Source organism: Exiguobacterium sp. s191 (assembly GCF_018618955.1).
Classification (GTDB): Bacteria; Bacillota; Bacilli; order Exiguobacteriales; family Exiguobacteriaceae; genus Exiguobacterium_A; species Exiguobacterium_A abrahamii.
In genome coordinates, this window is sequence record NZ_JACSNC010000001.1 from 1,228,127 (window position 1) to 1,251,097 (window position 22,971).

A 22,971-nucleotide genomic window follows, 5' to 3' on the forward strand; every position below is an offset into this window, starting at 1 on the left:
ACTGTCATATACCATAACAAACCGCATATAAAAAGCGGACACGCTTGTGTCCGCTTTGTGTCATTGCTTATTCTTTCTGATCAGAATCGTCCTCAGTCAAGTCAGCGACCGAGAATCCTTCTGATTGATTCGTATAATCCGAGTAATCGTCAGCAGATGATTCTTCCTCTTCAAGGACACGTGTTGATAGCGAAATCTTATGCTCATCAAGACGTACTTCGAGTACTTTCGCCTCGATTTCCTGTCCTTCTTCGAGTACTTCCGAAGGTGAACCGATATGACGGTTCGCGATTTGCGAAATGTGCAAAAGTCCTTCTACTTGCGGCGCAAGTTCGATGAAGGCTCCGAACTGGACGAGACGACGTACACGTCCTTTGACGATATCGCCAGCTTCGATCTTCCCTTCCATCTGTTGCCATGGACCAGGTTGTGTTTCCTTGATCGACAACTTGACCTTTTCCGTATCACGGTCGACACCAAGTACTTTGACTTCGACTTTTTGACCTTCCGTGACGATATCCGAAGGACGTTCGACACGGTGGTGTGCCATCTCCGAGATGTGAACGAGACCGTCGACGCCACCGATATCAACGAAAGCACCAAAGTCCGTTAAACGTTGGACTGTACCTTCGAGGATTTGACCTACTTCTAAATTTTCGAGTGTCTCTTTTTTCTTCGCGTTCAATTCGCCTTCAACGACGGCTTTGTGCGAGAGAATGACACGGTTCTTCTCTTGATCGAGTTCAACGACCTTGACTTCGATCGAACGACCGATGTAATCCGAGAAATCCTCGACATAATGCCGTTCGACGAGTGACGCCGGAATGAATCCGCGGACACCGATATCAACGACGAGTCCACCTTTGACGATGTCTTTGACGACAACTTCAAAGATCTCACCTGATTTATACTTCTCTTCTACTTGCTCCCACGCTTTGAGCGCGTCGATTTCTCGTTTCGAGACGACGACCTCTTCATCCGTGATTTTCTTGACCTTCACTTGTAGTTCATCTCCGACGTTCAGCACGCCGCGAATATCATCGAGATGAAGACTCGATACTTCGCTGATCGGTAAGATGGCTTCTGTTTTATATCCGATATCAATGAGTGCTTGCTTGTCTTCAATTTTCACGACCATTCCGGTAACTACCTGGTCCCGATGAATTTCAAAATCAGGCATATCTTTCATTTCTTCGACCATTCCAAAACAACCTCCTCACGATGAGTACAAGAAACGCCTGACATATGTCAATGCGTTTATCCTGCTTCTAACTTCTTACAATTCTGACTATTTGTCAAGGTATTAAGCGTGATTGAAGTAGACGGATTTGATTTCGTCCATGATTCGGTCAGAAATCGATTTCGCTGCGCCCCGCTGGTCTCGTAAATCCGAAATATCAACCGGTTTTCCGACCGCAACGTGCATCCGTTTGAACGGGCGGTATGATCCGATGATTGCAATCGGTAAAATCTGCGCATTCGATCGTAAGGCAAAGAACCCGACTCCTGGTTGTGCTGCTGTAAATTCACCTGGTGCGGAACGTGTTCCTTCTGGGAAAATACCGACCGTCTCATCTGAATTCAATAGTTCAATCGTCCGTTTCAAGGCTTGACGATCTCCTTGACCGCGACCGACAGGATATGTTCCTGCCGCAATCATTAATTGTTTTAAGGCAGGAACTTTGAACAGTTCTTCTTTTGCCATGTAACGCACCGCACGTTTTGGCGGAATCGCACTGACGAGGAAAACTGGGTCCCAGTTCGAGCTGTGATTGGCACAGACGAGTAAGGAACCGTCTTTCGGAATGTTCTCTTGCCCTGTCACTTTCAATCGGAAGACTGTTTTCGCGATGACCCAGACGACAAACCGCGCAATCCGGTAAATGGTATCTTGACGTTTCATTTTAGGACACCCTCTGCTAGCTCCATCAATCGGACGACGACTTCATCAATCGTCATCTCTGTCGTATCGAGATATAGCGCATCGTCAGCTTGGCGCAATGGAGAGACTTCACGCTCACTGTCGCGCTTATCACGCAGTGCGATCTCTTCTTGAAGAATCGTGATGTCGCTGTCCATCCCACGCGCGATATTTTCGCGGTGTCTTCGAGCTGCACGCTCTTCCACAGTTGCCGTCAAAAAGACTTTTAATTCTGCATCCGGCAATACGACTGTGCCGATATCACGTCCATCCATGACGATCCCGCCGCGTTCAGCTAATTTCCGCTGTGCCGTGACGAGTGCAGCCCGGACTTCTTTTTGACGAGCGACGAACGAGACATTATTCGTGATTTCGATCGAACGAATCGCATCCGTCACTTCGCGATCACCAATAAAGACACGTTGCCCGTTTTCGCCTGGTGTTAAACGAATATCAAGCGATTTCATCAATTCGCCGAGCACTTCACCATTGTTGAGGTCAAGCGATTGTTCAAGTGCTGCCAGCGTCACGGCCCGGTACATGGCTCCTGTATCGATGTATACATAGTCAAGGCGCGCTGCCAATTGTTTTGCGATCGTACTTTTTCCAGCACCCGCTGGTCCATCTAAAGCGATTTGAATCTTTTTCATCATCCATCCAATCCTTCCATCTTCCCTATGATTACCGGGAATTCATTCTTCCGAACGTTATCATAGCAAAAAAATGCGGTCAGGTGAATGGATTCATGCCCCTTCTTGAACTTTTCATTTGCATTTGATAACAGTGACGCAATACAAGTTCACGACTTCTGTCGGGAATCATCGTAAATTGAAATGCTAATTCATATCGTTCTTCGCGCCGATCAACTCGGACGAGTTCAGCGATGACATCCAACGTACTCGATATGCCCTCACTTGTAGGCAAAATGAATGTCATTTCCACCTCTTCCTCTTTTTGAACCGGTAATTGATCCGACAAGATCATCATCCCTCCAGCCGATAGATCGAGCGTCACCGTTGTAAACGGCTCGAACTGCGTTTTATGAGGGTGTACAGCAACATCGAGTATTTGCGGTACTCGGACGAACTGACGTCGTTGGATGCGTTCGATTTGATCATCCTTCGGTCGTTTCAAAGCATATCGTTGACCGCGAAGTGGATCATTTTGTCGTTCAACGACGACCGTATCAAATCCAAATAATTTGCCCTTCTCCTTAAAGAAATAAAATGAAACTTCTTCTTGCTCTGACAAGATGAATGTTTTGAGTGTCGCGACCTCACTCGGTGCTTCAATCCAAATCAATCGATTCGTCACAGCCGTCACCTTTGAGCGACCTTGTCGATCCTCACTATTCGAAAGCATTACCAAATCCCCGATTTCCATCATACTACTTCGCTCCTACTCTCTATTCGATGCCATCTGAATGTTGTTTTTTTCGTTTAAATCGCCGATTTAAACGATTGGCACCTCGTACTTGAAATAATCCAATCGTCCATAGGATGACCATGAAGACGATCGGCAAAAAAGATATACCACCATTTTCCAATATTAACAAATTAAATAAGATATGCGCAAATACCGGAAGCGCAATCGAGAGCGACAACCAGCGATAAGGATGAGGCGAGAATTTCGCCATCCCCATGAAGAATCCCATGATGACCGCAAACAAAGCATGACCAGATACGGGTAAGAGTGCCCGGAACAGCATATGTTCGACTGTTCCATTCACCATCAGATATAAGATATTCTCAAGCGTTGCGAATCCAAGTGAACAGGCTACCGCGTAGATGATCCCGTCGTAATAATCATTAAACCGTTGATGGATATAGACCGTATAAAAGACGACAAACCATTTGGCGAATTCTTCCGTAACAGCTGTTCGAATCAACTGCACCTCTTCACGCCCACCAAATTCGGTCTGGACGATATAGTCGATGAACATCAAGGGAAAGACGAGTAAAATACCGAAAATGAAACTTCGAAGGATATAGCCGACTGGCTCCGACTCATGTTCGTGACGTAGATAAAAATAAGTTAGGAGTGCGATGCCTGGGGCAACTCCGGAGAAAACGATTTGAACCACGCTTCCTCTCCCCCTTTCTTCCTCATTTATAAGAATAAAGGTTTCTTGGAAAAAAGAAAACGTCCTCGTTGTTTCAAGAGGGAAAAAGGTTACAATATGGGAGAACGAATCGAATCCGTCATAGAAAGTAGGTGAAGGTCTTCTGTCTGTAGACAAGGACCCTTTAGCATGAAATCATTATTACTCATTCATACGGGTGGAACGATCGCCATGGCACAGGATCATTCTGGTCATGTCTTACCAAACGATATCAATCCACTCGACGCTTCACTCCCGCGTGCAACAGATATTGCCAACATTACGACGCGTCACTTCGCAAACTTACCTTCTCCGCATATGACACCTGATATCATGTTGCGTCTAGCCCATTTCATCGAGAGTGAGCTCAAGAAGGAACATTACGACGGCGTCGTCATCACTCACGGAACGGACACACTGGAAGAGACGGCTTATTTCTTACATTTGACGCTTGGTGCACCTGTTCCGATCGTTTTGACAGGAGCCATGCGTTCTTCTAATGAGGTCGGATCCGATGGTGAGTTTAATCTGATTACGGCACTTCGTGTCGCTGTCAGTGAAGCTGCGCGCGGAAAAGGTGTCCTCGTCGTCTTCAACGGGGAAATCCATTCGGCATTCAACGTCACAAAAACGCATACGTCATCCGTCGATACATTCAAATCCGTTCATTTTGGAAATCTTGGGATGGTAACGAAGGATCATGTCTACTTATTCAATACACCGCTCTTGAAACAAACACATATGGTAACTTCGCTCTCAAAACGGGTCGCCGTTCTTAAAGTCTATGCCGGTATGGAACCCGACCTATTACTTGCTGTGAAACAACTCGGTTATGATGGACTCGTCCTTGAAGTCCTCGGTCAAGGAAATGTACCACCAAGTATCGTGGATGCCATCGCTGAATTGATTACCGTCATGCCGATCGTCATCGTCAGCCGTTGCTTCAACGGAATCGTTCAAGACGTCTACGGATATACGGGTGGCGGACAACAATTAAAAGAACTCGGCGTCATTTTCTCGAATGGACTGAATTCACAAAAAGCGCGGCTTAAACTGATGGTCGAACTCGAAATCGATGCCTCACAACTAGAACTCGAAGAATCATTCCGCGTTGAATAAATGAAAAAACCTCTTGATCCGGAAATTCATCTTCCAAATCAAGAGGTTTTGTTTAGGCTTGTATCGATGCACCACGTAGCCGTTCAACGAGATGGTTGGCAATGCTTGCACCGTGAAAACGTCCATTTTCAATGAATATTTTATTGGCATCATATCCTGCTGCGACGACTCCTGCGATATAGATGCCCGGGACATTCGATTCCATCGTCTCTTCGTCGTGACTTGGAATACCTGTTTTACGATCAATCGTAATGCCTGTATCAGCGAACAATCCGACATCGGGTGTGTAACCTGTCATCGCAAAAACAAAATCAGCACGGACGGTCTGCTTATGTCCATCTATTTGATAAACCACCTCTTGCTTCGTAATTTCTTCGATTGACGCTCCAAAAATCATCTTGACCTTTTCCGAACGAACGAGAGATTCGAAGTTCGGCAACACCCATGGTTTGATGGATGGACTATACTCCGGTCCACGGTAAAGGACGGTCACACGTGCTCCCGCTTTTTCAAGTTCAATCGCTGCATCAACGCTCGAATTTTTCCCACCGATCACGACGACATCTTGATCAAAATACGGATGTCCTTCCGTAAAGTAGTGCGAGACATGAGGTAATTCCTCTCCAGGAACATCCATTCGGTTCGGTAAACCATAATAACCTGTCGCAAGCACGACGGAGCGAGCTTCTCGGCTTCTTTTTTCCCCGGAACGCTCCGAGTGGATGATAAAATGATCCGCTTGACGTTCAATCCGCTCGACCGTCTCAAACGGACGAATCGTCAATTGTTTTCGTTTGACGACTTCTCGATAATAGACGAGCGCGTCGAGACGTCGCGGTTTTAATTCTTTATTGATGAACGGTACACCACCAATTTCTAACTTCTCACTACTTGAAAAGAACGTTTGATGCGTCGGATAACGATAAATCGCTTCGACGATATTTCCCTTTTCGAGCACTTCGACGTCTAGTCCCCGATCTTGCATTTCGATCGCTGCCGATAACCCACACGGTCCTGCACCGATTACGATACAATCTAACATTCGAATATCTCCTCTTCCGGTTGCTTTTTTTATATCTTAGCAAATCTCTACCATAGACGAAAGAAATTGCAATGCAAAACGCCCGCTCTTCGCAAAGAAGAAGCGGACGTTCATTATCATATTAGACCCAACCACGGAAACGAGATGCTTCCGCCATCTTCCGGACACCTACCATATAAGCGGCAAGTCGCATGTCGACATTACGCGTCTGCGCTGTCTGATAGACTTGGTTGAACGAGTTCACGAGTACTTTTTCAAGTTTCTCGTGTACTTCCTCTTCCGTCCAGTAATACCCTTGGTTGTTTTGGACCCATTCGAAGTAAGAGACCGTTACGCCACCACTCGAAGCAAGAACATCCGGAACGATCAGGATGTCACGTTCAGCGAGAATTTTCGTCGCCTCGTTCGTCGTCGGACCGTTAGCCGCTTCAACGACGATCGCTGCTTTGATATCGTGCGCATTGTCTTCTGTGATTTGATTCTCGATTGCTGCCGGAACAAGAATATCACATTCAAGTTCAAGCAATTCTTTATTCGAGATCGTATTTTTGAACAATGTCGTCACGGTACCGAACGAGTCACGACGGTCGAGTAGGTATGGAATATCGAGACCGTTTGGATCATGGAGTGCCCCGTACGCATCGCTGATCGCGATGACTTTTGCACCTAAATCATACATGAATTTCGATAAGAAACTTCCGGCGTTGCCGAATCCTTGAACGACGACACGCGCGCCTTCGAGCGAGATACCCTTTTTAGCAGCCGCTTCCCGAATCATGATTGCGACACCTTTCGCCGTCGCTGTCTCACGACCGTGTGAGCCACCGAGGACGAGCGGTTTCCCTGTAATGAAACCAGGTGAGTTGAATTCATCGATTCGACTGTATTCGTCCATCATCCATGCCATGATTTGCGAGTTCGTGAAGACGTCAGGTGCTGGAATATCCTTCGTCGGTCCAACGATTTGACTGATAGCACGGACATATCCACGGCTGAGACGTTCAATTTCACGGAAGCTCATCTCACGTGGATCACAGATGATTCCGCCTTTACCGCCGCCGTATGGTAAGTCAACGATACCTGCCTTCAGACTCATCCAGACGGATAATGCTTTGACTTCGACTTCCGTCACGTTCGGGTGGAAACGAATTCCACCTTTCGTTGGTCCAACGGCATCGTTATGTTGCGCACGATATCCTGTGAAGATTTTCGTCGAACCATCATCCATCCGTACCGGAATCCGGACTGTCAACATCCGGAGTGGTTCTTTAAGTAATTCGTACATCTCGTCTGGATAACCAAGTTTCCCTAGTGCCTCCTTGACGATTTCTTGTGTCGCTTCCAGTACGTTCTTGCGGTGATTCGCATGTTGTTGGTCAGTGATCATTCCAACGTTCCTCCCCATAAGTGGCATCCCCTATGCCGTTTCCTTGTTCGGATAAAGTATACTCTTTTCTCGAACGTAATGAAAGGGGTTACGCCTATATTTGTAAGCGCTTTCTCACTTCTTTTCCTAGGATATCATTGATTTGGTTGTTTTGTTTGACGATGTCGTTCGATCGCCAGTTCCATGAAATATTCGACCAGTTCCGGATATTCGATTCCCACTGCTCGTGCACCGTCCGGGAATAAACTGGTCGAAGTCATACCAGGAAGTGTATTCGTCTCCAAGATGACTGGATTTCCGGATTCCGGTACTAGGAAATCAGATCGCGAGTATCCTGCACAGCCAAGGACTTGGTGCGCTTTAACAGCCCATTCTTGAAGTTTTTCTGTCGTTGTCTCATCCAGCTCAGCAGGACAAATATGCTCCGAACCTCCGATGGCATACTTTGATTCATAGTCATAAAAGGCGTTCTTCGGAATGATCTCGATGACCGGCAGTGCTTTTTCTGCACCTTTATGACCGACGACAGGGACTGTCACTTCACGCCCTTTAATGAACTGTTCGACAAGCACTGCATCGTCCGCTTCAAAGGCTTTAGCGATTCCTTCACGTAACATCGTCTCATCTTGAGCAATCGTCAATCCGTTTGATGAGCCTTCTTGTGCTGGTTTGACGACACAAGGAAATTGACCATTCCACTCTGCGATTTTTGCTTCGATATCATCTCCACGCTCTAACAGCACATCACGGGCGATCGTAATGCCTGCTTTATCAAAGTGAACTTTCGAACGTGCCTTATCCATCGCTAGCGCTGACGCTAACACACCTGAACCTGTATATGGAATGTCTGCCAGTTCAAGCAATGCTTGTACGCGTCCATCTTCACCAATTTTCCCGTGAAGAGCGATGACAGCCACATCTACATCCAGTTGGAAGAGCTCATGCGCTTGATCAGGGTGGAAATCAACAGCCGTGACCTCATGCCCTTTACTGTTTAATGCTTCCATGATCGACTTTCCACTGTTTAATGAAACCTCCCGTTCTCCTGAAGTCCCACCGTATAAAACTGCCACTTTCATCCTACTTCACTCCTTCTTCTTACGTTCAATGATTATCATACCATCCTTCTGACGATGAAAAAATACAAAATGGTGCCACTTCCAGCAGAAGACAAAAAGGTGCGGCATTCCCCTATGAGGGAATATCGCACCTGATGTTTTACATATTAAACTGTTCAGCTATCGTTGCGACGGCATGTTCCGCCTGAATCGTTTTCCCATACTCCGCCATGACAAGTGGACTTTTTGGGCTCGGTTCACCGTATTCAGACAAAATCGTCGTCACCGTCTGCTCGAGCGCCTCATTCATTCGTTCTTGGAAATAGAGATAATAGCTTCCCTCGAAGAAGTAGAGGCTACCACCTGTCTCTGTCTGAGGCATATGTCGCAATAATCCATGACTCGCTTGAATGACGTCTTCTAGCGATTGTAGAGCATATAAGACGTGATGGACGATATCGACTGTCATGCGGATTTCGACTTGATCGAACTCCTCGTTCATCTCCTCTGGCAAATCGCCTTCACGACGTACATCAACGAGCATTCCGTCATTCGGAAAGAATGTAACGAAAAATTCGAGTGTCCCCGCTGCTTGAAAACCAAAATTCGATTCAGCTTCTTCTAATAGATTACGCAATAAAGCTTGTCCCTTCCCGACAGCCAACGTTTCTGGTCGAACGTCGTGAAGCGATAACTCCTGCTTTGTGATGAAGACACGAAGGTGTCCTTGTTTCATTTGTTCAAACCTCATATAGACTCCTCCAGTCAAAACCGGAAACCTGATGTCTCCGTTCGCTATGAATCATACTATACACCAGTTGTCGGAGTGAGTCGACTTAACCAACTTTTCCAAGATTGATCGTCTGCACCAAGTAAATGTGGACCATACCGTTCCGGCAGCTGATCGACCGCATAACCTCCAAGACCAATCTCAAGATCCGGAAAATCAGCCATCAAACGTGCCAGCGCTTCATCGAGCAACGGTAAATGATCCGATAACGTGCAGGAAAGAATAACGGCTTTCGGTTGCAGCTGGTGTGTGACCGTCACCAAATCCTGAACCGGTATACCGGAACCGAGGAAAATGACATCAAATCCAGATTGTCGTAAATAAAGTGTAAAGAAAAGTAGTCCGAGTTCGTGTTCTTCTTCCGGCGCACAGACACAGACGATTCGTGGTAAGAACGGATTGATCGGCATCTGTAACGACAATGTCGAGAGACGGGCTCTCAGAAATGCCGTCGCAAAATGCTCGTGCGCAATCGTGATCTCACCCGACTCCCACTTCACTCCTATCTCATGCAAAAGTGGACCGACGATGTCCTGAATCACTTTATCGAAGCTAAACATCGAGAATGCTTTATTCATGATGTCATGCGCATGTCGTTCTTCAAAGTTCGTCAATGCCTGAAATAACTGATCTCGCAGTTCGACTCCGTAATCGTGCGGTACTTCAGCCCGATTGACAGGCATCTCATACAACTGGATTGCTTTAGAGACAGACAATCCCTCTTTTTGTTTATCGACGATCCAGCGTAATTTCGCGACGTCGTTATCACTATAAATGCGATGTCCGGATTCACTTCGATCCGGATCGAGCACCTGATATCTCCGCTCCCAAGCACGAATGGTCGTCGGGTTGAGTCCCACTAACGCAGCGACTGCTTTGATATTATATTTCCCACGATCCATGCATCGTGCCTCCTTCCCCTTCCTTTCTAGTATACGCTGAAAGGAAAAAAATCTCCGTTCACAATGTGCCCTTACATCATGAAACCGATGGAGACGAAGGCGATGATGATCGTGATCATGAGTACCGTCAGCGTGATCGCTAGCGGATTTTTTCGAAACGGTTGTTTCAATCGCTCGTTACGAACGTGTTCGATACGCGAAGAACGCGGTGGAAGTGACTGATCCTCTTCGTTCTGATGCAACCGTCGTTGATCTTGTTTACTCAATGTTTATCACCTTTTCTTGAAAAATATAACGATATTGTCTAGTTTACACCGAATCTGGTGATGAAAAAAAGACTTGTTCTAAACGCATTTTCCAATCTACCGGTTGATGTGTCCTTCTCTGCACTGGACTTTCCCACTCAATCGTTCCACATATATCACAACAACGCGGTTGTACGATTGCCTGCTCATCAAAATGATGCAATAACATTGAACGGCGACATTCGTTCCGGTGAACGTAGTCCATCATCTGATTGACTTCTTGTCGTTTCAATTGTTTACGTTCCGTTTGCCACTGGATGATGCGTTCTTTCGACCACCCATTCTCGAGTTGTGATTTGAGTAAGCGGTATGCCGGATCTTCCGGATTAAAACGAAAACGACTTTCGATTTTGGCATAGGATTCGCCTTGATTCATTCCTTGTTGCAATTGATCGATCCACAAGACGGGTGCATATTGCGTGTCAATCAAGTACGTTTGTAGTTGTTCATCTTGAGCAGCGTAGAGTAAAATTGCCGTCGCCTCTTTACCGTCACGACCGGCACGTCCAACTTCCTGCATGTAGGCTTCGATCGTCGCAGGCATCGTATAGTGAATGACCGTCCGAACGTTCCCTTTATCGACACCCATTCCGAATGCACTCGTACACACTAGACAATCAATCTCATCATGAAGAAACTGTTGTTGAACAAGCTGGCGATCTTCTATCGTCAACCCAGCATGATAATAGGTCGCGCCGTCAATGATTCCAGCAATTCGTTCCGCTTCTTTACGAGTCGTCGTATAGATGACGCATGGGCGAACGATGCGTTTCATCCACCGATTGACTGCCGCATCCTTTTCTTCTCGATCAACGCGATCGACAACATATTGGATTTCTGGTCGGTTGACAGAACGACGGATGATTTGTGGATCGTGCATACGCAATTGTGTTCGAATATCTTGCTCAACAGCACGCGTCGCTGTTGCCGTTAAGGCAAGACATGGTGGAAGGCCAAGTTCTTGTCGAATGTGACCAAGTCTTGCATACTCCGGTCGAAATTCGTGTCCCCATTGGGAGATACAATGCGCCTCATCGACGACGAAGAGCGCAATATTAATCTGTTTTAGCCGAGCCCGAATCTGCGGCAGCGCCAGTTGCTCCGGTGATAAGTAAAGATATCGTAGATGTTCGAGTACAGATAAGATCTGCTCCTTCTCTTCTCGTGTCTCGACAGAAGTTAATTTAGCGACAGATCGCTCCCCTCTGCGCTTAATTTGCATGACCTGGTCTTCAATCAACGAGAGTAACGGAGACAAAATCAACGTCAGTCCTTCATTTTGTACATAAGACGGAAATTGATAACAAACAGACTTTCCTCCACCAGTCGGCAAAATTGCTAGTGTATCTGTTCCGTTTAGGATGGAATCGATGATTTGGCGTTGTCCAGGTCGAAATGCTTCGTAGCCAAAATGACGATGCAATAACGCTTCCATTAAATCCCCTCCCATTTACTACGTGCTAACACAAGTCGAATTTGAAAATAAGATATCTCGGATTGCATCTCACTCTTGATCCGTTTCAGCGCGTAGGTTCTAAGTCGCTGTGCAATCTGTCGTACCTCTTCTTGCTGAGATAACGTGACAAAATGATCCAGCGGAAAAGAAGGAGCATACATCGCAATCTCAACGAGGTGATCTTCCATCGTACTATTTTTTAATCGTCTTCGAATCGCAACCTCTTCAACGGTCAACCCCTGTTGTAGTAATTCCCATGTCATTTGCGCAGACTGGGTCATTTTTGTAGCGAGTAGATCAGCACCTATTTGCTTTAGAAGTGGTGTTTTTTCTAAGTCATCGATGCACTTTCGCCAAGCGATCGTAAATTCGTATTGAACACTCTCCACATCCGTTTTCATCATTTGAGCTAATTGCGGATAAGACCATCCTGCCTGCACGCCAGACAAGCGGTAACTGATTAATGTCGCTTCTCGCTCTGGTAAGCGCTCAAGGAGAAATATTACCTCTTGGTGCATATCATGTAACCATTCTGCTCGATTCGAGATGGTCGGAAGAACACTTTTTACCCATTCACGGACGCTGGTTTCCTGTTGCACAGGAATAAACGGCTGTTTCGCTTCCAAACAAACCATCGTTTGAACCAAAAGGCTGAGTCGTTTCCACATCATCTCAGCATAACCGCGAAGTTCACCACCTAGTTGATCAATGATCGCACGATCCGTTTGCTCTACTAGTCGCGCACCTTCGTGCGTCAGTCGCAGTGTCTCTTGCCGCTCAATCCAATTCTTCTGCACGAGTTCAGCCAAGATTGTTTCGAATCGCTGTTTACTGACTAATACAGTACCGAATACCGACTCTAAATCATAAAAATGAGCATCTTGCAGAGAAGTAGCTGATTTTTTCCCTTGAAAAACATGATAAAGGCTCCGATCTGAGCGTTCATCTCGAAGACGTTGAATCGATTCCAGAAAAATGCGCTCTAGTAAAGAAATTTCCATATGTCACGCTCCCTTCTAATGTAAATTGTTTATCAATTTGAAGATGATTTCCCATCCTTTTTCTTTTCGTTACGTTTTAGACATACTATTTGCGGGCATGTGATGATATATACATTTTCTGTTGTCACTTACGCTTCGTCATTGAAATGCAACGATGAGTCCGATACAATGACATATAGATGAGAACAGCGTGTTTCAATAATGTTTTCGTATAGAGAGGAGACCGTTCAATGGCTAAATTTACGATTGTCGACAAAGATACTTGCATCGCTTGTGGTGCTTGTGGAGCAGCGGCACCAGATATCTATGATTATGATGATGAGGGTTTGGCGTATGTCATTCTTGATGATAACAATGGTACTGCCGAAATTCCAGAAGCATTATTCGACGATATGATTGATGCATTCGAAGGTTGCCCAACGGATTCAATCAAAGTAGCAGATGAATCGTTCGATGGCGATGCGTTAAAATTCGAATAAGTGAATAAAAAAAGATGTTTCCTCGCGAAGCATCTTTTTTTATTGGACTTTTTCTCATTCGATATAACGATTATCTAAAAAAACCGGATGTCGCCAATTGGCAACATCCGGTCTATGATCAGTAAAAATTTAGCGTTTTCCTTTGATATACGGTACACCGACAGCTTTTGGTGCATCCGCACGACCAACGACACCAGCAAGTGCTAAGATCGTCAATAAATACGGTGCAATCAACAGATAAACTTGTGGAATTTGATCCAGTAACGGCAATTGCTGACCAATGATCGAAATCGCTTGAGCGAACCCGAAGAAGAGGGCTGCCCCCATGGCACCGAGCGGGTTCCATTTTCCGAAGATCATCGCCGCAATCGCGAGGAAGCCTTGACCGAGAATCGTCGTCACACTGAAGTTCAATGAAATCGACGTCGCGTATACAGCACCAGCAAGACCACCGAAACCACCAGAGATCATGACGCCGATGAAACGCATCTTCGTGACATTGATTCCCATCGTGTCCGCTGCCATTGGGTGTTCTCCGACAGAACGTAAGCGAAGACCGAATGGTGTCTTGAAGATGATGTACCATGCGACGAACGCGAGAACAATCGCGATATACGATGTGTAGTAGACGTTTGCGAAGAACATCTTCAAGACTGGAATATCAGACAAGAATGGTACATTCTCTTTCGAGATCCGGTTTGGAATCGAATCTGTCTGTCCTTTACTGTAAAGCGCACGGACAAGGAAGATCGCAAGACCGACTGCGAGCAAGTTGATCGCTACTCCAAGAACCGTTTGGTCTGCTCGGAAGAGGATTGCTGGAATCGCAAGGAACAGCGAGAAGATCGCTCCGACGACGATTGCAATGAGCATCGCAAGCCAAGGACTCGCAGCACCCAAGCCCATTTTTGATAGAGTCAATGCCGTGACGACGCCTGTGAAGGCACCCATGACCATTAATCCTTCTAACGCGATGTTGACGACACCAGAACGCTCACTGAAAATGCCACCAAGTGCTGCAATGATCAACGGAGCCGAATAGGCGAGTGCGATTGGCACGATGATATAAAGTACTTCAAGAAAGCCCATTATTGACCGGCTCCTTTCGCTTTTTTAGATTCTTTCTTAACCGTGAACTTCTCGATGACGAGACGAATCGCGTATCCAGAAGCAACGAAGATGATGATGAATGCGATGATGATTTTGATCAGTTCCGGTGGAATACCAATCTGTTGCATCGACAGACCACCGATGTTAAGTCCCGCAAACAGTAACGCCGCGAGAACGACACCGATCGGGTTATTCGCACCTAACAAGGCAACCGCAATTCCGTCGAATCCTACCCCAGTGAAGGATGCATTCAATGTCATGTTTTGGAACGTCCCAAGACCTTCCATCGCTCCAGCGAGACCTGCAAAGACACCAGAGATAACGAACGATAGGATGATGTTCCGGTTAACGCCCATACCTGCATACTCTGCAGCATTCTTGTTGAATCCAACTGCTCGGAGTTCATAACCAAGCGTTGTTTTCCACAAAATGAACCAGAAGACGAGGGCAGCAACGACTGCGATGAAAATCCCGTTATGCAAACGTGAAAAATCCGTGATCTCTTGTAAGAACGGTGACGCAAGGGATGCTGATTCCTTGACTGACTCCGTTCGCTCGTTCGTAATACCGATGACGTGACGTAAAATATCATTCGTCACATACAACGCGATATAGTTCATCATGATTGACGTGATGACTTCATGCACGTGGAACTTCGCTTTTAAGATACCAGGAATCGATGCCCAAAGTGCACCTGCTAAACCTGCTCCAATTAGAGCAAGCGGTAAATGAATCGCCATCGGTAGATCAAACTCAATCCCGATCCAAACTGCGACCATCCACCCGACGAGAACCTGACCTTCAACCCCGATGTTAAAGAGTCCCGTTCGGAAAGCAAACGCGACAGCAAGACCAGCAAAGATCAACGGAGCTGCTGCTCGCAATGTTTCACCGATGCTGTATGGTTCGCCAAAAATACCATAGAATAACTGATCAAAACCGGCAATCGGATCATACCCGCCGATGACCATGACGATCGCCCCGACGACCATTCCAAGGATGATGGAAAGAATCGGAATGAGGATGCCGTAAAAACGCTCTAACTTCATGAATGACCTACCTCCTCTTTCTTACCGCCGGCCATCAAGAAGCCAAGCTCGATCTCATTCGTTTCTTTTGGATCCAAGAAGGCAACTGTTTTTCCTTCATAAAGAACGGCAATCCGATCTGATACTTGAAGAATTTCTTCGAGTTCGAATGAAATCAACAAGACAGCGCGACCTTTTTCGCGTTCAAGAACCAACTGTTCATGAATGAACTCGATTGCTCCGACATCAAGACCACGTGTCGGCTGTGCTGCAATCAATAGGTCTGGTGAACGATCCACTTCACGCGCAATGATCGCTTTTTGCTGGTTACCACCTGACAAGGCACGAGCAAACGTCTCTGGACTTGGAGTTCGGACGTCGAACTTCTCGATGAGCGTTTTTGCTTTTTCCATGACTTGTTTATAGTTCATGATGCCTGCTTTTGAATACGGTTGTTTGTAATACGTTTGTAAGACCATGTTATGTCCGATTGAATAATCGAGGACAAGTCCATGTTTATGACGGTCTTGCGGAATGTGACCGACACCTGATTCCGTCACTTTACGTGGCTTCAAGTTTTTGATCGATTTATTGTTGAGGAAGATTTCCCCACTATCCGCTTTACGAAGACCAGTGATGGCTTCAATCAATTCCGTCTGCCCGTTTCCGTCGATTCCGGCAATTCCGACGATCTCTCCAGCACGAATGTCGAGATTTAATCCATCGACGGCTTTGATGCCACGACTGTCCTTGACGACTAAGTCCTTGATGTCGAGAACGAGTTCTTGTGGAGTTGCCTTGGAATACTCCGCATTAAAGTTGACTTCACGACCTACCATCATTTCAGCAAGACGCGACTGTGTCATCGTCTCATCGATATCGACCGTTCCGATATACTTACCACGGCGAATCGTCGTACAGCGATCAGCTACTTCCATGATTTCTTTCAGTTTATGCGTGATGAGGATGATCGACTTTCCTTCTGCGATCAAACGATTCATGATCTGAATCAATTCCTTGATCTCTTGTGGTGTCAAGACAGCAGACGGTTCATCGAAGATCAAGATGTCTGCACCACGGTACAACGTCTTTAAAATTTCAACACGCTGTTGCATTCCGACTGAGATATCCTCGATTTTTGCATCAGGATCAACAGCAAGACCATACTGTTCAGAAATCTGGCGTACCTTCTCACGTGCAGTTGCACGGTCGATCTTAATTCCGGCACGTGGCTCTGCACCTAAAATGATGTTTTCAGTAACAGTGAAATTTTGAACGAGCATGAAGTGTTGGTGCACCATACCGATTCCAAGATCGTTCGCGACGTTCGGACTCGTAATATTGACTTTTTCACCACGTACACGAATTTCTCCAGCCTCAGGCTGATACAAACCAAATAAGACGTTCATCAGCGTCGATTTTCCGGCACCGTTTTCACCAAGTAAAGCGTGAATCTCACCTTTCCGAAGCTGGAGCGTGATGTTATCATTTGCGACGAAACTGCCAAACTCTTTTCTGATGTTTAGCATCTCAATGACGTATTCCAAGAAAATCCACTCCCATGTTTAGTTTAAAAGGGGGAGCCGCAATGCTAGCGACCCCCGCTTTCATTATTATTTCAGTGACGCTTCGTATTCTTTGTACTCGTCGTCTGTCGCTGGGACTTTGATGTCACCATCGATGATTTGTTTTTTGTACTCTTCAACTTTGTCGAGCGCTTCTTTCGAAACGTTGTCTTTTGAAGGTGCGATATCAACACCGCCGTCTTTCAGACCGAACTCAACGACTTTACCTGCTGGGAAGTTGCCGTCTTTCGTATCTTTCGCGACTTGTTCAACTGCTGTATCAACGCGTTTGACCATCGATGTCAATGTGACGTTCTCTGGCATACCTTCTTCGACTTGGTCACGGTCTACACCGATAACCCAAACATCTTCACCGTTTTTCTTACGGTTTTTCGCTTCTGTGAATACCCCTTGTCCTGTACCACCAGCTGCATGATAGATGACGTCGACTTTTTTACCGTACATACCTGAAGCGATCGCTTGTCCTTTTTCAGCAGCGTTGAAGTCTTCTGCATATTGAACTTCGATGTCAGCGTCTGGGTTGACTGCTTTAACACCTGCTTTGAATCCACTTTCGAACTTCTTGATCAAGTCAGAGTTAACGCCGCCGACGAATCCGACTTTATCTGATTTCGTCGTCAAACCAGCAACGACACCAACGAGGAACGATCCTTCGTTTTCTTTGAAGACGATTGACGCGACGTTTGGCTTGTCAACGACCATATCGACGAGTGCGAAGTTGCTCTTTTTGAACTGATCCGCTACTTTACCGATATCTTCTCCCATCAAGAATCCGATACCGAGGATCAAGTCGTATTTAGCACGAGCTAATTGCTGAAGGTTTGGTTGGTAATCCGATTGTTTTGCAGATTGAAGATATTTGTAGCCAGTACCTTCTTTTAGGTCGTTGTCTTTTCCAAACTTCTGGATACCTTCCCAAGCAGATTGGTTGAATGATTTATCATCCACGCCGCCTGTATCTGTAACCATACCTACTTTAAAGTCTTCTGATTTGCTGCCGCTACCTGAATCTTTTGAATCGTCGTTGCCACCACATGCTGCAAGGACCGAACTCATTGCTAAACCTGTTGCTGCTAATGCGAGAAGTGACTTCTTTTTCATCTGGAAAATCCCCTTTCGAATATGGTCATACAAAGTTCAAGACTACGTCTAGCACCCGAGGCTGGCGATGAGGAGCGTTACGTAGGTTATGACGGAAAGCGCTTTCAGTATTCATCCTAAAACAATGGCTCACACACGTTTACGGATGACGTGGAAATCAAACTTATCTGCTCGGAAATAGTTCGCTGAAAAAAGAACGGAACGGTCGAGCTCATCATAATGCGTTTGACGCAAAGCGAGCAAAGGTTGGTCCGTATGTAATTGTTCAGCGATTTTCGGATCAATACGTGGCTCGATGTGCGTCACGGCATGCGTGACACGTCGTCCAAGTTCTTTTTCTAAAGCATCAAATAATGATGTCGAAGAGGTGAACTGCTCTTCATTTTTAATATAATGGCTTGGAATCTTATCGATACAATAGACGACAGGAACATCCCCTGCGAGTCGGATTCGTTCGATTCGATAAACCAATTCATCCGGACCAAGTTGAAAACGCTCTCGGTCGCGCTCAGTCGGTTGGACCATCTCGGATGATAACACTTCTGATGTCGGAACCATACCTGCGCGCGCAATCATTTCTGTTACGCTGTACAATTCTTCGATTCCAGAAGTAAACGGTGGTCTTGCATTGATAAACGTACCGACACCGTGTTTACGGATGACGATGTTCTCATCTTCAAGAATTCGTAAAGCCTCTCGAAGAGTAGCTCGACTGACGCCAAGTTGCTTTGAAAGTTCAAACTCTGAAGGGAGCTTCTCGCCTTCCTTGTAAACGCCGTCATCGATGTCAGACTTGATCTTTTCAATCACACGTAAATAAAGCAAACGATGATCTAATTTAATCGACATGACGCATCTCCATCCTCTATCTAGTTGTAACCAGTGCTCAGACTTCTGACGTATGAGAACTCCAGCCAAGATAAGTATATGACGCCCAACACAATCCTGCAATCATTTTGTAACAGGTTAGAAGTCTGACTTCTGGCGCTTTTGTAACCCTTTTCATAACGCAATCAATAATGGAAGAAAATAGGGCATTCTACCTAAGAATGCCCCTTCTTTTTTCAACGCTTATTGCTCAGGTACTTCGATTTTTCCAGAAACGACATCTGATTTTGCTTTCTCAAGCACAGTCAACGTCTTCTTCGAAATCTTTTCAGATGGTACGATATCAACGCCATCTTCTTTCAGACCATAACGAATCGTTTTGCCGCCCTCGAGTTTACCATCCTTCGCTGCGTTTGCTGTATCTTCGACTGCACGGTCGACACGTTTGATGACAGAAGTTAATGTAACGTCTTCCGGCATACCCTCTTCTTTTTGGTCTCGGTCGACACCGATGACTGAGACGTTTTCACCGTTTTTCTTGCGGTTTTTCGCCTCTGTGAAGACACCGTTTCCTGTACCACCTGCTGCTGGGAAGATGATATCTGCGCCTTTACCATACATTCCAGCTGCGATCGCTTGACCTTTTTCTGGAGCTGCGAAGTCTTCCGCATATTGGACATCGATTTTAATCTTCGGATTGACGGATTTGGCACCTGCTTCGAAACCGGCACGGAAACGCTCGATGACGTCCATCTTCATCCCACCAACGAAACCGATATGATCTTTTTTCGTCTCCATTGCAGCAACGATCCCTGCAAGATATGCTCCTTCATTTTCCTTGAATGTGATCGACGTGACGTTCTTTCCTTCAACGACGTTATCGATGATTGCGAATTGTGTGTCTTTGAATTGATCAGCAACTGTTTTGATATCTTCATTGAACGTGTTCCCGATTCCGAAAACTAAATCTTCTCCCCCACGAGCAAGACGTGATAGATTCGGCTGATAATCTTGTTGCGATTTAGATTGTAGATAAGAGAACCCTTCATTCTTTTGAAGTTTGTTGTCTTTACCGTATGCTTGCAGACCTTCCCAAGCGGATTGGTTGAACGATTTATCATCGATCCCACCCTTATCGGCTACCATCGCTACAGAGAATTGATCTTTTTGATCGGCTTTCTCACCTGAACCACCACAAGCAGCAAGACCAACCGTCGCTACTGACATCATCGATACGATTACCTGTTTCTTCTTCATTTCATCCATCTCCTCTGCAATTATGAGAGCGCTTTCATTATCTATTTGTGAAAAATCCGCTCCCAGCCCTCGTGTTGAAGGTCGGTCACTCATATGACTGAGTATGCCAAAAACACTACTGAAAATCAACAGACGTCTGACAACTATTTTCATGAAAGCGATTTTATTTTTGATGCATTTATGAATTTTTCCAGTCATTTCTATTTATACAAAATCATCATGTCTTTTTTTCATGTGTCTTTTCTTTTTTTCGAGACACCGGTTCTTATCTATACATTTTTTTAGAAAAGAAAAGAAGCCTTGGAATATTCCACGACTTCCTTTCTACTCGATTAACGTCCCATGACGCGACGTGGTTTAGATCCTTCAGATGGACCAATCAGACCGTTTTCCTCTAACGCATCAATAAGACGGGCAGCTCGGTTGTAACCGATGCGGTACTTTCTTTGAATCATCGACGTAGATGCCGTCTCTTGTGTCAGAATGAACTGGACGACCTCATCGTAAAGTGGATCGTCAACCTTTGTTTCGCCCTCTGGCACATCTTTTGGAATCATCGCTTCAACATACTGTGCCTTTTGCTGACTGATGACATGATTAACGACCTTCTCGACTTCTTCGTCCGATAAAAAGGCTCCTTGTACACGGACCGGTTTGTTCATGCCATTACCAAGTAACAACATATCTCCTCGTCCGAGCAATTTATCAGCACCTCCCGTATCAAGAATCGTCCGCGAGTCGGTTGCGCTCGATACACTGAATGCGATCCGCGACGGGATATTCGCCTTGATGACACCAGTGATGATATCAACACTCGGACGCTGAGTCGCGATGACCATATGAATTCCTGCTGCTCGTGCCATTTGTGCAAGTCGCATGATCGCATCTTCGACTTCGTTTGACGCGACCATCATCAAGTCGGCTAACTCATCGACGATGACGACGATGTACGGTAATCGTTGATGCACTTTTTCCTCAGCATTCATCTTATCGATCAATGCATTATAGCCTTCGATGTTACGCGCTCCGTTTTGACTGAAGATCTCATAACGACGTTCCATTTCTGAGACGACCTGTTTTAACGCCTGCGCTGCTTTTTTCGGATCGGTGACGACCGGCGCTAAGAGATGCGGAATCCCGTTGTAGACGTTCAATTCGACCATTTTCGGGTCAATCATCATCAAACGGACTTCATCTGGTCGTGCCCGCATCAATATCGAGACGATCATCCCATTGATACAGACCGATTTACCGGAACCGGTCGAGCCGGCAACTAAGACGTGTGGCATCTTATTCAACTTCGCTGTCACCGTCTCACCAGAAATGCTTCGTCCGAGTGCAACGAGTAAACGATCGCTGTCGGATTGGACGCTCTCCGCTCCTAGTACTTCTCGAAGTGATACCATGGCGACTTCACGGTTCGGCACCTCGATTCCAACAGCCGCTTTACCCGGAATCGGTGCTTCGATCCGGATATCTTTTGCGGCTAACGCTAGCGCTAAGTCATCGGCGAGTCCCGTGATTCGACTAAGCTTGATTCCTTGTTTTGGTTCAATCTCGTACTTCGTGACACTAGGTCCGAGATGAATCTTTAAAACTTTTGCTCCGATCCCGAACGACTTTAAGGTCGCAATCAATTTCGTCGCATTGTCCTTCAATCGTTTGTTCTCACCGGACAAGTCTTTTGATGTTGGTTCTGCTAACAAATCAAGCGACGGCAATTGATAACCGTCGGGTGTCTCTGTCATCGTCAACGGTCCTTGTGTCTCCGCTGCTTGCGGTTCAACGTGATCCGTGAAACCGATGATCGGAACGTCTTGAATGTTGACGGACGGATCTTCTGCTTCGTGTTCCGTTTCGATCGGTTCCTCGACAGTTGCTGGTCGCAACGTCTTCGGTTTTTTCTCACGAACCGGTTTCGGTTTCAACTCTTTTTCGACACGAGGACGTGGTGTCCGTTCACGATTGCGAAACTCTTCTGCACGTTCCCGAAGCCCAAGCCACAACTCTCCATAAAACGATGGGTTTAGGATATGAACGGCCGTTCCGATGAAGAACAGACCAATCAAGAAGGCACCCGCGCTCGAAATATAATAAGCTGCGTTTTGATAGAGCCATCCATTGAGAATACCACGCGGTGCTCCGAGCAATAGATCAATCCAGACGACTGAACCCATCAGTAACATCGACCATGCCCATTTTTGAGCACGTGACGCATTCGAGAGTAGTAAAAGTAGCACAGCACCGATTCCACCATATAATAAGGAGCCGAACTGACCAATTAACCGCTCTCCTCCATCAGCTAGCGTCAGTCCGACTTTCCCGAACTCCCCAAACGCGAGAACGAAAGCTAGTAATGAGACGATTGCGATGATAGTCGCATATGTACGATACGCAATCGGCTGACGTTGTTTCTTCGCTGCCGGTCGTTTCCGTGGCGGCGTTTTTTTTCGTACAGGTTTTCGTTTCGTCGTCGCCATACGTCATCCCTCCTGATAAA

General features: G+C 46.1%; 22 protein-coding genes. 2 read left to right on the plus strand and 20 right to left on the minus strand.

Annotation, left to right across the window (positions count from 1 at the left end; translation table 11 throughout):
• Positions 1 to 67 precede the first annotated feature (67 nt).
• From rpsA to prsW, 5 genes are all read right to left on the minus strand, one after another.
• On the minus strand, positions 68 to 1,201 hold the full coding sequence (rpsA, locus tag KNQ09_RS06695; protein ID WP_023468647.1) for a 30S ribosomal protein S1: 1,134 nt from the start codon (positions 1,199 to 1,201) through the stop codon (positions 68 to 70).
• Positions 1,202 to 1,303: 102 nt separating this feature from the next.
• Complete coding sequence (locus KNQ09_RS06700; protein ID WP_214857986.1) at positions 1,304 to 1,903, minus strand: lysophospholipid acyltransferase family protein; 600 nt, start codon at positions 1,901 to 1,903, stop codon at positions 1,304 to 1,306.
• Entirely contained in the window at positions 1,900 to 2,574 is a 675-nt protein-coding gene (gene cmk, locus KNQ09_RS06705) for a (d)CMP kinase (RefSeq protein WP_050677444.1), read from the minus strand. Before cmk ends, KNQ09_RS06700 begins: the two co-directional genes overlap by 4 nt.
• 76 nt (positions 2,575 to 2,650) lie before the next feature.
• Positions 2,651 to 3,307: a flagellar brake protein gene (locus KNQ09_RS06710; RefSeq protein ID WP_214723564.1), complete on the minus strand. Its 657-nt coding sequence runs from the start codon at positions 3,305 to 3,307 to the stop codon at positions 2,651 to 2,653.
• A gap of 19 nt (positions 3,308 to 3,326) precedes the next feature.
• Positions 3,327 to 4,004, minus strand: coding sequence for a glutamic-type intramembrane protease PrsW (gene prsW, locus KNQ09_RS06715; protein WP_023468651.1), 678 nt, complete (start codon positions 4,002 to 4,004; stop codon positions 3,327 to 3,329).
• 168 nt (positions 4,005 to 4,172) lie between these two features.
• Between prsW and KNQ09_RS06720 the strand changes: the two genes are divergently transcribed.
• Positions 4,173 to 5,141, plus strand: a complete 969-nt coding sequence (locus tag KNQ09_RS06720) for an asparaginase (RefSeq protein ID WP_195864806.1) — start codon at positions 4,173 to 4,175, stop codon at positions 5,139 to 5,141.
• Positions 5,142 to 5,193: 52 nt separating this feature from the next.
• Here the strand turns inward: KNQ09_RS06720 and KNQ09_RS06725 are convergent, their stop codons facing one another.
• The 8 genes from KNQ09_RS06725 to KNQ09_RS06760 form a co-directional block, all read right to left on the minus strand.
• Positions 5,194 to 6,183 carry a YpdA family putative bacillithiol disulfide reductase gene (locus tag KNQ09_RS06725; RefSeq protein ID WP_214857988.1) on the minus strand — a complete coding sequence of 330 codons (990 nt, stop codon included), beginning with the start codon at positions 6,181 to 6,183 and terminating at the stop codon, positions 5,194 to 5,196.
• A gap of 121 nt (positions 6,184 to 6,304) precedes the next feature.
• A complete protein-coding gene (locus KNQ09_RS06730; protein WP_023468654.1) occupies positions 6,305 to 7,570 on the minus strand; it encodes a Glu/Leu/Phe/Val family dehydrogenase in 1,266 nt (421 codons plus the stop codon).
• A gap of 134 nt (positions 7,571 to 7,704) precedes the next feature.
• Complete coding sequence (locus KNQ09_RS06735; protein ID WP_214857989.1) at positions 7,705 to 8,649, minus strand: D-alanine--D-alanine ligase; 945 nt, start codon at positions 8,647 to 8,649, stop codon at positions 7,705 to 7,707.
• Positions 8,650 to 8,788: 139 nt separating this feature from the next.
• Positions 8,789 to 9,379: an adaptor protein MecA gene (locus KNQ09_RS06740; RefSeq protein ID WP_214857990.1), complete on the minus strand. Its 591-nt coding sequence runs from the start codon at positions 9,377 to 9,379 to the stop codon at positions 8,789 to 8,791.
• A gap of 56 nt (positions 9,380 to 9,435) precedes the next feature.
• Complete coding sequence (locus tag KNQ09_RS06745; RefSeq protein ID WP_195864802.1) at positions 9,436 to 10,320, minus strand: MerR family transcriptional regulator; 885 nt, start codon at positions 10,318 to 10,320, stop codon at positions 9,436 to 9,438.
• 71 nt (positions 10,321 to 10,391) lie between these two features.
• The gene (locus KNQ09_RS06750) at positions 10,392 to 10,586 is read right to left on the minus strand and encodes a hypothetical protein (protein WP_023468658.1); all 195 of its coding nucleotides are present in this window, start codon (positions 10,584 to 10,586) and stop codon (positions 10,392 to 10,394) included.
• 43 nt (positions 10,587 to 10,629) lie between these two features.
• Complete coding sequence (locus KNQ09_RS06755; protein ID WP_251138107.1) at positions 10,630 to 12,060, minus strand: RecQ family ATP-dependent DNA helicase; 1,431 nt, start codon at positions 12,058 to 12,060, stop codon at positions 10,630 to 10,632.
• Positions 12,060 to 13,082, minus strand: coding sequence for a YpbB family protein (locus KNQ09_RS06760; protein WP_214857992.1), 1,023 nt, complete (start codon positions 13,080 to 13,082; stop codon positions 12,060 to 12,062). Before KNQ09_RS06760 ends, KNQ09_RS06755 begins: the two co-directional genes overlap by 1 nt.
• Before the next feature lie 230 nt (positions 13,083 to 13,312).
• On the opposite strand from KNQ09_RS06760, the gene KNQ09_RS06765 reads away from it, so the two are divergent.
• Positions 13,313 to 13,561, plus strand: a complete 249-nt coding sequence (locus tag KNQ09_RS06765; protein ID WP_023468661.1) for a ferredoxin — start codon at positions 13,313 to 13,315, stop codon at positions 13,559 to 13,561.
• A 129-nt stretch (positions 13,562 to 13,690) separates the two neighbouring features.
• Here the strand turns inward: KNQ09_RS06765 and KNQ09_RS06770 are convergent, their stop codons facing one another.
• The 7 genes from KNQ09_RS06770 to KNQ09_RS06800 form a co-directional block, all read right to left on the minus strand.
• Positions 13,691 to 14,650, minus strand: coding sequence for an ABC transporter permease (locus tag KNQ09_RS06770; RefSeq protein ID WP_214857993.1), 960 nt, complete (start codon positions 14,648 to 14,650; stop codon positions 13,691 to 13,693).
• Positions 14,650 to 15,720, minus strand: coding sequence for an ABC transporter permease (locus KNQ09_RS06775; protein ID WP_214857995.1), 1,071 nt, complete (start codon positions 15,718 to 15,720; stop codon positions 14,650 to 14,652). Before KNQ09_RS06775 ends, KNQ09_RS06770 begins: the two co-directional genes overlap by 1 nt.
• Positions 15,717 to 17,246 carry an ABC transporter ATP-binding protein gene (locus tag KNQ09_RS06780; protein WP_023468664.1) on the minus strand — a complete coding sequence of 510 codons (1,530 nt, stop codon included), beginning with the start codon at positions 17,244 to 17,246 and terminating at the stop codon, positions 15,717 to 15,719. The genes KNQ09_RS06775 and KNQ09_RS06780 overlap by 4 nt, the downstream gene beginning before the upstream one ends.
• A gap of 66 nt (positions 17,247 to 17,312) precedes the next feature.
• Positions 17,313 to 18,386, minus strand: coding sequence for a BMP family lipoprotein (locus KNQ09_RS06785; protein ID WP_050677451.1), 1,074 nt, complete (start codon positions 18,384 to 18,386; stop codon positions 17,313 to 17,315).
• 129 nt (positions 18,387 to 18,515) lie between these two features.
• Positions 18,516 to 19,235, minus strand: coding sequence for a GntR family transcriptional regulator (locus KNQ09_RS06790; protein WP_023468666.1), 720 nt, complete (start codon positions 19,233 to 19,235; stop codon positions 18,516 to 18,518).
• A gap of 222 nt (positions 19,236 to 19,457) precedes the next feature.
• Positions 19,458 to 20,471 (minus strand): BMP family lipoprotein, encoded by a 1,014-nt coding sequence (locus KNQ09_RS06795; protein WP_214857997.1) that lies wholly within the window; start codon positions 20,469 to 20,471, stop codon positions 19,458 to 19,460.
• A gap of 332 nt (positions 20,472 to 20,803) precedes the next feature.
• Positions 20,804 to 22,951, minus strand: a complete 2,148-nt coding sequence (locus tag KNQ09_RS06800) for a DNA translocase FtsK (protein WP_214857999.1) — start codon at positions 22,949 to 22,951, stop codon at positions 20,804 to 20,806.
• Positions 22,952 to 22,971: the final 20 nt, after the last annotated feature.